Genomic DNA, 12,078 nt, shown 5'->3' with positions numbered 1-12,078 from the left:
CATAAATCCATTGTGCAATGTAATTAATGTTAATACTTATGTTTTTTTATTAAAAAAAATGACTCATCAATTCATTTTAATGCTAGAAGATTAATTAATGATCAAAAATATTGGGCAGGTTAATATGAACAGTCAAAGTATAATATCTGATGGGAGAGAAAAAGATACATATTTTGTTACACCCAGTGGTATTATAAATACCTTACCTTCAGATAAAAGTTATTGTTTATTTCTGGATATTGATGGAACATTAGCTCCATTTCAAATTCATCCTGAACATAGTTTTATTCCTAATACGACATTAGAAGTTATAAAAAAAATTATTGAATTAAATATACCAGTAGTTGCTGTAACAGGTCGTGATGTTGAAACAGCGAGTAAGCTGCTTCAGTCTATTGAAGTTCCTATAGCGGGGCTACATGGTTTAGATATTTATTTTGACTCTAGCACTTATATTCGCCCAGACTTAAGTGATATTAATTTTAATAAATTAAAAGAAGATATTATAAAATCTTGTGAAAAATATCCCGATTTATTAATTGAGGATAAAGGATATTCTATTGCTTTACATTATCGAAAAAATCCAGAATTAGAAAATAATGCAATTTATATTATGCAACAGGTTAAATATTTTCATCCTCAACTAAAATTAAATAGAGGAAAATTTGTAGTTGAATTAGTACCTAAACAGGCAGATAAAGGCAAAGCAATTCAAACTATATTAGAGCATCTTAATTTACCATTAATTCATCCGATATTTATAGGAGATGATTTAACAGATGAATCGGGTTTCACTTTTATTAATCAACAATTTGGCACTTCAATTAAAGTAGGTTCTGGTGAAACAGAAGCTCAATATAGATTAAAAGATATTAACAGCGTTTCTAATTTTCTTTTTTTCTTTCTCGAAAAAATAAAAAAGTTATACGTCAAAAATAGTCAAGATCAGAATGGAGAACAAATATGTCTAAATTAATTGTGTTATCGAATCGAATAAGTATGCCATCAGGTAAGGCTTCAGCAGGTGGCCTTGCAGTAGCTGTACAAGACGCATTAAATGACAGTAACGGCATTTGGTTAGGCTGGAATGGTGAGCAAATTACCGATACTGAAGCGCCTGAGTTCGATCAGGCATATTCTCATGGGATTGACTACATTACCTGCCCTCTTACACATCAGCAATATGCGCAGTACTACTGTGGTTTTGCTAACAAAGTTTTATGGCCTGCCATGCATGATCGAGATGATCTGATCGAATATGATGCTGAAGAATATAATACCTATCAAAGGGTTAATCGTTTATTTGCTGAAAAATTAAAGCAAATTGCTCAACCGGATGATGTTATTTGGGTACATGACTACCACTTTTTTAGTGTAGCTCGTCATTGCCGCGAATTAGGTATGCAAAATAAAATCGGTTTCTTTTTGCATATTCCTTTTGCAAGTCTAAATATTTGGCGCAAAATTCCAGTTGCACTACAGTTAGTACAAGACCTTTGCCAATATGATGTAGTTGGCTTACAGACTCAAGCTGACCAAAACACCTGTATGCAAACCTGTATGGGCTTACTTGAAGCTCAAAAAATACTAAGCGACCGAATCAGTTATAAAAAACGTCAGGTGTTGATTAAGTCCTACCCTATTGGTGTGCAACCAGAACTTATTCAACGTCAAGCACAACAAGCGTTTCATACCCCATATGTATTTAACTTTGAAGATATTCCACGTCAAAAAACTATTATCGGGGTTGATCGGATTGATTATTCAAAAGGTCTGCTTGAGCGTTTCAATGCATTTGCGACCTTCTTGGAAACTAATCCTGAATATCATGGACTGGTACGCCACCTTCAAATTGCAACGCCTTCACGTACTGATATTCCAGCTTACCAACGTTTATACCAACGTTTTAAAACCAAACTAGAGCTAATTAATGAAGAGTTTGCCCACGAAGACTGGCGTCCAATTGATTGCTGCTACGACACTGTTCAACATGACAGTCTAATGCATATTTATCGCCGTTCTGATATTTGCTGGATTAGCTCATTACGTGATGGAATGAACTTAGTCGCAAAAGAATATATTGCAGCTCAAGATCCAGAGAATCCCGGTGTGCTGATTTTATCTAAATATGCTGGTGCTGCTGAACAAATGACTCAGGCCTTGATTGTTGACCCATTGGATCGAGCAGCCATGATGGATACTCTAAAAACCGCTCTAGAGATGTCTAAAGCAGAACGTATTAATCGTTATGAACAATTGATAGAAGGTTTGGCAGCCACCGACTTGAGTGATTGGCGAAATACTTTCTTGAAGGATTTAGAAAATGCTCCGACCTTCACAAAGTCTAAGTTGTCATTACAAGACAAGTATCAACCTACTTATCATGTCTTATAGTGATTTAAGCTTATAGAACATCGAGAAGTTTTTCTCGATGTTCTTTCGGCGGATAAATTGGCTTAAGTTACTTTGCCTTCACAAGGGTAAAGCGATTGAGTATAGCAATCATAGTTAATAAAACCGCTACACCTGTTAGCACTGTGGTTAAGCTGGTCCACTGACCAATTAAACCGATTAAAGCTGGACCACTTAATGACCCTGTATAAGCAATGGTTGAAACCAAAGAAAGCGCTGCTGCTTTAGGCATATCATTTTGACGGCCAACACGAGAAAACATGACAGGTACAATGTTCGAGCAGCCTAAACCTAAAAGTGCATAACCTAATACCACGACCTGCCAAACAGGCGCCATCACAATAGTGACCATAGCAAGAGCTGCAACAATTGCACTATACGTCACAATGGTTTTCTCGCCCCATTGTTTTAACAAAAGATGTCCTGCAAAACGACCACTTGTCATACTAAGTGCAAAGAATGTATAAGCCAGCCCCGCAAAAGCAGGATTCAGCTGATATTTACTCGTTAAATAAATACCACCCCAGTCCATTGCTGCACCTTCTGACAAGAAGGCAATAAAACACATCATCCCAATTAAGAGAATAGTACCATTGGGACGCGAAGATTTTTTCGGTGCGTCAGTTATTTCTGCTGCACCTTGTTCATCTTGCTCAAAGGTTGTTAAAGCAGATGGAATAGCAACAAAGCTAACCGCCAATAAAATCATGACTACCGACAGCGTACTCATGAGTGGTGAAAGGCCAATTGCTAATAGTGCAGTAACAAGCATGGCACCTATTAAACCACCAAGGCTACACATACCATGGAAACTGGACATGAGTGCACGTAAGCTGTTCTTTTCCACCACAACTGCTTGTAAATTGATAGCAACGCCAAGACTACCTGCTGCCGTACCAAAAATAAATAACGCCACCGCCATTGAAACAAGACTATGCCAGATCGTCAAACTTGGTAGTAATACTGTTAAAAGTATAGTCGCCACAGCAATTAAAGGACGACATCCCCAACGCTTAACTAAAGCCCCTGTCGCAGGCATAGCAATCATTGAGCCGATTCCCATACAAAGCAGCAATAAACCAAAATTTGCATGATTCAGGTTTAAACGTTGCTGTGCATAAGGAATAAGTGGCGCCCAAGCAGATATCGCAAAGCCCAAGCTAAAAAAGCTAAGACGAGTTGCTAATCGTTGTGTGCTTAAGAGAGTAGCTGTATCTAAAACAGCAGGTTTGGAAAATAACATATACGCGAAGCTCACCATAAAACCATTGGCGATCCATACCAACCGATTCCCCATAGAAAAACCCCTGCCTTATTAAGTTCCAGGCAAGGGTTTTTGTTGGCGAAATTATATCCAATTCCACAAAAAAAACATGGGGTCTGATACAATTTTTCTGACTTTTTTGTAACCACCAAAGCCTTATATAGTAAGGCTTTGAATATATTCAATTTGACAATATTAACGTCTAAGCAGTAATTTCATTTTATTAAAATGAGCAAATAAAAAACCCAGCTTAAGCTGGGTTTTTCAAATTATTAAATTTGAGACTGAATATAATTTTGTAGGCCAATCAGTTCGATTAAACGCAACTGTTTTTCAAGCCAGTAAGTATGGTCTTCTTCGGTATCTGATAATTGTTGACGTAACATGTCACGACTAATGTAGTCGCCTTTTTCTTCACAAAGTTTAATACCTGTCGCTAATTTTTCACGCACATGATATTCAAGTGCTAAATCAGCTTTTAAGCAAGATACAACGTCTGTACCAACATTGATATCTTCACGGTGCATGTTTGGTTTGGCACCTAAAAATAGTACACGACGAATAATTGCATCGGCATGAGAAGCTTCTTCTTGCATCTCATGGTCAATACGCTCATAAATCTTGTTTAGACCCCAGTCTTCATACATACGAGAATGGATTAAATATTGATCACGGGCAGCCAACTCTCCGCCAATGAGCATATTTAAATAGTCTATGACTTCTGGATTGCCACGCATAATAAATCTCCTATCGTATGAGTCTATTATGGGCAAACTTAAAAATGATTGCAAAATAAAAAATAGTTAAGTTTATGATTTTTATCAAATTAAAATGAGAAACATACGCATTTGCAGTTTAAGTTATTTAAATTTCCTCTGCAAAAAGAAACGCTTGTCCGATTTATAAGCTCAAACAAGCGTTCAAATATGACATAAACCATCAATTTATAAATTTGTAACTAAAATCAATGGTTCTTATTTCACTAAGTCTTTTAGCTCAAAGTCTGCCCATAACCCGCCATAAGCGATAAGAAATCTGTTTCATTCATGACAGGAATACCTAATTTCGCTGCTTTTTCTAGTTTTGAACCAGCCTTTTCACCCGCAACTACGCATTTAGTTTTACTCGATACACTACCACTTACACGCGCACCTAATGCTTGTAGCATTTGAGTCGCCTGATCACGTGTCATTTGCTCTAATGTACCTGTAAGCACCCAGCTTTCACCATTTAATGGTTGACGTGTTGGCGCTGTTGGCGCATCCCAATGAATACCCGCAGCAATTAAACGATCAAGTACTTCAATGTTATGCGGTGCCAAGAAGAAATCAGCAATCCATTCAGCAGTAATATCGCCTACATCAGGAGTTTTCTTCAAAGCTTCAATATCAGCAGCTTTAAGAGCCTCTAATGTCTGGAATGTATTGGCTAACATTCTAGCTGTTGTTTCACCGACCCCACGAATACCTAAGGCATAAATAAAACGCGCAAGAGTTGTTTTCTTACTAGCTTCAATAGCATCAATAAGGTTCTGTACTGACTTTTCACCCATTTTTTCAATGCCCAACAGCGTTTCTCTGTGTTCATGCAAATGGTAAATATCAGCAACATCTTTGAGTAAATCGAGGTGTAATAAAGACTCAACCCAACGATCTCCCAAACCTTCAATATCTAGAGCTTTACGCGATACGAAGTGACGAATAGCCTCAATACGCTGTGCAGCACAATATAAACCACCAGAACAACGTGCAAGAGCCTCCCCCTCAGGCATAACCACTGGAGAAGCACATACTGGACAGTTTTCAGGTAAATGAACTATTTCTGCTTCAGCGGGACGGAACTCTGGCCAGACTTTTTCTACTTTAGGAATAACGTCACCCGTACGATAAACACTTACCGTATCTCCAACGCGTACATCTAGACGATGAATTTCACCAATATTATGCAAAGTCACATTAGAAACAGTCACACCACCCACAAAAACAGGGTTCAAGCGTGCTACAGGTGTTAAAGTCCCAGTACGGCCTACTTGCCAGTCAATTTGCTCAACAGTCGTAAGAGCGGCTTGTGCTGGGAATTTATACGCGGTTGCCCAACGTGGTTCACGGCTTAAGAAACCAAGCTGCTGTTGCTGTTTTAGGTCATCGACCTTTACGACCATACCATCAATTTCAACTTGTAGGTTTGGACGTTCTTGCTGAATTTGTTCGTAGCGCTGCTGTACTTCTTGAATTGAGTTACACAAGTACTGACGTTCCGCAATTTGAAAACCAAGTTCCGTTAACCATTGCAAGCTATCATGCATGGTCGTTAAGTTATGATTTGGTTCACACTGCGCAATACCATACGCATAAAATGCTAAAGGTCGGCTAGCAGCAATATTTGGGTCAAGTTGTCTTAAACTTCCTGCTGCTGCGTTTCGAGGGTTAGCAAAGGTTTTCTCGCCTTTTGCCTCTTGGTCGGCATTGAGTTTTTCAAAACCAGACTTTGGCATGAGTACTTCACCACGAACTTCAAGCAAACGTGGAATTTCGTACTTTTCTGAATGTAAAACTTTAGGTAAGTTACGAATGGTTTTAACATTTTGCGTAATGTCTTCGCCCGTTTCACCATCACCACGGGTTACACCACGAACCAATACCCCATTTTCATACCATAGTGAAATTGCAAGACCATCGAGTTTTAACTCAACTTCATATTGTACTTTTTGATTTGGTAGTCGCTCTTCTACACGGCGTGCAAATGCAAATAAATCTTCTTGGTTAAATACGTTGCCAAGTGAAAGCATTGGTACCACATGAGTCACGCTTTCAAACTTTGAAAGCGCTTGTCCACCTACTTTCGTTGTTGGTGAGTCAGCTTGTACAAGTTCAGGATATTGCTCTTCTAAAGCTTTTAGCTGATGAAATAAATGATCGTATTCACTGTCCGAGATTGTCGGCTGATCCATGACATAGTAGGCATGGTTATGCTTTGCAATCAGTTGAATAAGCTGACGCATCTGTTCGATCACGGAAGTTATTGCCATTATGTTATTCACCATAAAAAAGGGTGGAAATTTCTCCACCCTGAGCTGCGACTAGATATGTTGCAATTATCGCAACCTATACAAAAAATTTAAACTAGGCTGTTGCCTGTGCAGGACGATAATCAATCACATGATGACGCCAATGTTCTTTTAACTGTGGCGTAAACTCAAGGTTATTTTCATCATAAACCTTACCATCAATTTCACGAGCAATAAGACCTGCAATACTGGTCATCATGTCAAAACCAGTAACTGCTTTACTGTTTGGAAGTGCAAGGAAAAATGCCAAGCCTTGAACTTGTTCCGCAGATAAAGTTTCCAAATCAAAACCAGCTGGACCGTTATCTGTCATACGAAGTACAGAGAACATGAGTGCACTTGGTTCATCGGTATTTTCATAACGGTGGAAACAAGACATTTCACCGTAACGTAGACCGTATTTTAAAAGTACTTTCAGTGCTTTATCGCCCGATAACGCACGGCGCGGATTTGGATAAACATTTAGTGCAATAATCTGCTCAGCCATTGCTAACGCACTTTCATCGTCAAAACGCTGTTGCTCATGCAAATGTACATCCAGAATATTACTTTCACCTTCAAACTCGGCAATTTCAGCCGTTTCAATATTCGGATTTAAGCTTAATTCAGGTTCTGCTTTAGAATGCTCTTCTGCCACTTTTTCTTCTGATGAGCTTGTAGCTTCTGTTGCAGCAGAAACGGTATCAGTTAACTCAACTGAACTATTTTTACTTACAGTTGGACTAACAGTATTTTCTTCAGCTTTAACTTCTTCTACTGGAGTATTTTCAACGGGTGCTTGTGTCTGGTCTGTTTGAGTTTGTGAAGCTAGTTCTACTTCTTTTGTTTCCTGTTCTTTTGGCTGCGCCTGCTCGCTTAAAGTCGGTTCTACACGTTCAGCAACGGTTGCTGATGCTACAGCTGCCTCTGCCTGTTCAAGTTGATCTCGTACATGACGAGGAATAACCGGTTGATTACTTTCAGGATTAATATGTAAATCACTGTCTAGCGAGGGTTCAGCATGGTTCGGCTTTTTTAAAATCATTCTTAAGCCAACTAGCATGATAATAATGGCAACAACGATGCCAATAATCGTATTGATTTCCATTCTATGACTCCGAAACTAACCCGTATTCTTTTGCCTGTTCTAAATTGACAGTGACTAATTTTGATGTGCCCGGTTCAGGCATGGTTACACCCAACAAGTCAGTTGCCATGGTCATCGCCAGCTTATTATGTGTAATGTAAATGAATTGTACATGTTCAGAAAGCTCTTTTACCAAATTACAATATCTCTGTACATTCGCATCATCGAGTGGTGCATCCACTTCATCAAGTACACAAAACGGTGCCGGGTTTAACCTGAAAATAGCAAATACTAATGCTAACGCCGTTAACGCTTTTTCTCCACCGGAAAGTAATGCTAGAGAACTATTTTTCTTTCCAGGTGGTCTCGCCATGAGCTTAACCCCAGATTGCCAGTCATCTTCCAGACTTAAACTTGCCTCACCACCATTAAAAACCTTTGGAAATAGGTTTTGCAACTCTTGATTAATCTGATCAAAAGTTGTCATAAACAGCTTACGGGTTTCTTGGTCAATGCTTTTCATCGCATCTTTTAACTGAGTTACTGTATTTTCCAAGTCTTGAATTTGGTGGCTCAACTCATCAAAACGCTGAGAAACTTCTTCAAACTCTTGTGAGGCTGCCAAGTTAACCGCACCGATTTTTTCAAACTGTTTTTGTACTTTTTCCAGTTTTTGCTGATGCTCAGTTAAATCTATTTTCAAGCCCGTTTGAAGCTCAGCATTTAACTCTTTTAACTGCTCTTGATAGTGCTCGCGGTCTGATTTAGCTGCTTGCCATGCTAAACGTTTGGCTTCAAGCTGCTCTCTGAGCTGTTCATCTTTTTGTTGATACTGATGGCGTTGGTCTGTGAGTGTTTGTTGCTTTTCTTGCACACTATTAAGCTCAAGCTGCCAGTCATTCCACGTCTTTTGCAACTTTTCAGTCTGAGCAAATTGTTGTTGAAATTCCGACTCAAGGTTTGGTAGCTCTAACTGAATAGGGTCAACAAACTTTTTCGCCTGTTCCATTTGCGCTGCAATTTGTTGATATTGACTCTGTAAGAAGGAAATATCTTTTTCAAGCAGCTCGATTTGTTGAGTCGTCTGCGTACTGTTCCGACGTAAAATCTCGCGTTCTTGCTGCTGCTGTTGTAAAACTTGTTGTTGCTCTTCGAGTTGTTCTGTTAGCTCTTCTACTCGAAATTGCAAAGTTTTATAGTCAGGTAAAATAGTTTCTAGCTTCATCGCAAGCGCATGCAAATCAATTTCAAGATCGTCTTTTTGCATTGCATCTTCTTCAAGTTGCAGGTCTAACTGAGCTAACTGATCTTTCAATTGCTGTTTTTGTAGTAAAAATGCTTGTGCCGCAGTTTGCTGTTTAGCAATTTGCACGTCTAGCTGCTGCAAGTCTTTTTGTTTTTGTTTAATAACTTGTTGTTTCTGCTGTAAGTCAGCTTGGACCTGTGCAAGTTTTTCTTTTTGCTGAACTGTAATTTGATCTAATGCTTGTAATTCAGGTTGCTGCTTTTGAAGAACTTGTTCAATTTCATCTAGACGAATACGATGACTGAGCATACCTTGTGCACTTTGACTTTCGTCATCATACATAAGAGCAATTACCCAATCCTGCCCAACATGATAACCATCCAAGGTCAAGATAGACTGGCCATGTTGTAGTTGCTTTTGCTCATTTAAAGCATCAGATAAATTTTGCGCAATCGCTACATTTGAAAATATTGAAAGCTGTGGTGACGCAATCCAGTCATTTAAACAGGCCAAATTTCCTTTAAATTTGCTTGTTTGTTCTGACGGTTTTAACTGGCGAGCAATTCCTTCCTGAAAGACTTGTTCAGTTTCAACAATATGTGCCTGCAACCATTTTGCTAAAAACTTTTCAATAATCTGTGCATGTGGCTTACCCTGCTCCGTTAACTCCAGAGCCTGCATTAAACGTAGCGTATCTTGGTTTTGCTTTGAACTTTGTTTAGCAACAAGCTGGCTTAAGTTTTTCTGCTCAGATAATAAAACCTGTATTTCTGTTTTCAGTGTTTGTTGCTGATTTTTAGTTGCCTGATGCGCTTGTTGAGACTGTTCAATCTGTTGCGCATACTGCTCAATTTTAGCCTCTAACGTTGAGATTTCACGACCAAGCTGCTGTTGCAGTTGCTCAAGCTCGCCTTGTTCATCTTCGTGTACTTGTGATTGAATCTGACTTGCCTGATGTTGCAGCGTTTCTTTTTGCTGCTCAATGCGCTGAACATTTTTGCCTAGCTGTTCAATTTGCGCAGACATTTGCATTTTTTGCTGCTGTTGTTTTTCAACTTGAGCTTTTACTTGTTCAAACTGTTGCTGTGCTTGTTTTTGCTGTGCTTGTAAACCAGCAAAGTTTTGTTCTGCTTCGGCTGCGGTATGTTCAATCGTTGTTAAAGCTTCAGTTTGTTCTTCTAGCTGATTACTTAACGTTTCAAGCTGTAGCTCGGAAAGTTGTAAACGCTCTTTCGTCTGAGCTTTTTGTTGTTCTAATTGAACCAGTGTCATACTATTTTGCTGGTATAAACTCTGTTTTTGTTCTAGAGTCATTTTAAGTTCAGACAGTTTCTTTTCAGCTTGCTGCCACTCTTGTTGTAACGGTGAAGACTGCTGAATAAGTCGCTGAAATAAAGCACTAGTCGATTCTAAATCATGTTCAATTGTACTTAACTCAGAGCGAACTAACTTAAAAGTTTCCCCCAGTTCGTTCATTTGAACGGTATATTCTTCTTGTAGGCGTACACTTTTATCTGTCTGAAAAGACAAAATTTCAATTTTTAGGGTACGAATCTGACTTTCTAACGTTTTATATTGAACCGCTGCTTCGGATTGACGTTTAAGCGTCTTAAGCTGCGATTTTAACTCAAGCGCAATGTCTTCTAAACGTGAAAGGTTTTGCTCAGTATGTTCAAGATGCTGCAGAGTTTCACGGCGACGCGCCTGATAACGAGAAACACCAGCTGCTTCTTCAATAAAAATACGCATTTCTTCAGGCTTGGCATCAACCAAACGGTTAATCATGCCCTGTTCAATCACAGCATAAGAACGTGGCCCTAAACCAGTTCCCAAGAAAATGTCGGTAATATCACGACGACGGCAACGTGTACCATTTAAGAAATATTCAGATTTACCTTCACGGGTCACCTGACGACGAACAGCGAGCTCATTATAAGCGTTATAGGCTCCACCCAATTTGCCATAGGTATTGTCAAAACGCAGTTCCACACTGGCAACACCCACTGGCTTACGCTTGGATGTTCCGGTAAAAATAACATCTTGCATGCTACCACCACGAAGCTGACGAGCATTTGACTCACCCATCACCCAGCGGATCGCATCAATAACATTGGATTTGCCACAACCATTTGGACCAACCACTGCTGTGCGGTTCGCCTTAAAATTTAAAGTTGTACTATCTGCAAAAGATTTAAAGCCGGAAAGTTTTAAACTGCTTAAACGCATAATGCCCTAACTAACGGCGTGAGCGTCTCGCCCAAGCCAATTCAATCTGTTTCATTCGTGTCAGCGATTCCAACACAAGGTTACGTAAGTGTCGACAAAAATCTTCCATAAATAAAGCGGCTTGTTGTGATTTTCGGATCAAAATTGCATCAGTCACGAGTTTAAATAATGCAAACGCTTCTTGCAGTTCTCTTTTAGAGGTATTTAGGGTCAAAAAATAACTACGACGTAGAGAAGGTAATAATTCTTTATAAAACTTCATTAAGTAAGGATTACCGACCATATCTTGCTGTTCAGCCAGATATTGGAAAATGGCATCGTAGAATTTTTCGATATCACCTGCTTTTACATGCTCAAGAAGTTGTTCTAATAAGAGCTGTAATTGATCAGCTTCGTGCGCACGCCATGTTTCACTGATGCGTTGTACAATATGTCCTAATAGCATCACGTTTGTATCAAACAGTGCTTTCACTTGTTGTGCAGACATTTCTGAGACAATTGCACCCCGACGCGGAAAAATTTCAATTAAATGCGTACGTTCAAGTAATAATAATGCTTCACGAACCGACCCCCTGCTTACATCAAGCTCTTTCGCAATACGAAGCTCTTGTATGCGTTCGCCTTCGACCAATTCGCCGCTAATAATCTGTTCGCTAATATATTTTACAATTTGCTCAGAAAGACTTTCTGTCTCTTCGAGATTCATAAATCACCCGCTACTTTTTATATGCATTAATCCATGCTTTTCTTTCGCATCCTTGTTTTTAACTGATCCCATCCATTAAAAACTATGTCAT

At 39.1% G+C, this 12,078-nt stretch carries 8 protein-coding genes; 2 read left to right on the top strand and 6 right to left on the bottom strand.

The features are described 5' to 3' along the window. Positions 1 to 124 precede the first annotated feature (124 nt). Together otsB and ACH8JV_RS12155 are read left to right on the top strand one after the other, a co-directional pair. Positions 125 to 976, top strand: a complete 852-nt coding sequence (gene otsB / locus ACH8JV_RS12160; RefSeq protein WP_396521487.1) for a trehalose-phosphatase — start codon at positions 125 to 127, stop codon at positions 974 to 976. Further along, positions 964 to 2,394: a trehalose-6-phosphate synthase gene (locus ACH8JV_RS12155; protein WP_396521483.1), complete on the top strand. Its 1,431-nt coding sequence runs from the start codon at positions 964 to 966 to the stop codon at positions 2,392 to 2,394. The genes otsB and ACH8JV_RS12155 overlap by 13 nt, the downstream gene beginning before the upstream one ends. Positions 2,395 to 2,461: 67 nt before the next feature. Here the strand turns inward: ACH8JV_RS12155 and ACH8JV_RS12150 are convergent, their stop codons facing one another. From ACH8JV_RS12150 to ACH8JV_RS12125, 6 genes are all read right to left on the bottom strand, one after another. Continuing rightward, the gene (locus ACH8JV_RS12150) at positions 2,462 to 3,655 is read right to left on the bottom strand and encodes an MFS transporter (protein ID WP_396521485.1); all 1,194 of its coding nucleotides are present in this window, start codon (positions 3,653 to 3,655) and stop codon (positions 2,462 to 2,464) included. A 293-nt stretch (positions 3,656 to 3,948) separates the two neighbouring features. Then, positions 3,949 to 4,413: a bacterioferritin gene (bfr, locus tag ACH8JV_RS12145; protein WP_001214863.1), complete on the bottom strand. Its 465-nt coding sequence runs from the start codon at positions 4,411 to 4,413 to the stop codon at positions 3,949 to 3,951. 254 nt (positions 4,414 to 4,667) lie between these two features. Continuing rightward, positions 4,668 to 6,704: an NAD-dependent DNA ligase LigA gene (gene ligA, locus ACH8JV_RS12140; protein ID WP_396462941.1), complete on the bottom strand. Its 2,037-nt coding sequence runs from the start codon at positions 6,702 to 6,704 to the stop codon at positions 4,668 to 4,670. 94 nt (positions 6,705 to 6,798) lie between these two features. Then, positions 6,799 to 7,830, bottom strand: a complete 1,032-nt coding sequence (locus ACH8JV_RS12135) for a cell division protein ZipA C-terminal FtsZ-binding domain-containing protein (RefSeq protein ID WP_396462942.1) — start codon at positions 7,828 to 7,830, stop codon at positions 6,799 to 6,801. A gap of 1 nt (position 7,831) precedes the next feature. Further along, positions 7,832 to 11,281 carry a chromosome segregation protein SMC gene (gene smc, locus ACH8JV_RS12130; protein WP_396521481.1) on the bottom strand — a complete coding sequence of 1,150 codons (3,450 nt, stop codon included), beginning with the start codon at positions 11,279 to 11,281 and terminating at the stop codon, positions 7,832 to 7,834. A gap of 10 nt (positions 11,282 to 11,291) precedes the next feature. Further along, positions 11,292 to 11,987 (bottom strand): GntR family transcriptional regulator, encoded by a 696-nt coding sequence (locus ACH8JV_RS12125; protein WP_022575884.1) that lies wholly within the window; start codon positions 11,985 to 11,987, stop codon positions 11,292 to 11,294. Positions 11,988 to 12,078 lie beyond the last annotated feature (91 nt).

This window comes from Acinetobacter sp. ABJ_C5_2, from assembly GCF_044538485.1.
Taxonomy (GTDB): Bacteria; Pseudomonadota; Gammaproteobacteria; order Pseudomonadales; family Moraxellaceae; genus Acinetobacter; species Acinetobacter nosocomialis_A.
This window is presented reverse-complemented; position numbering and strand designations above follow the sequence as displayed.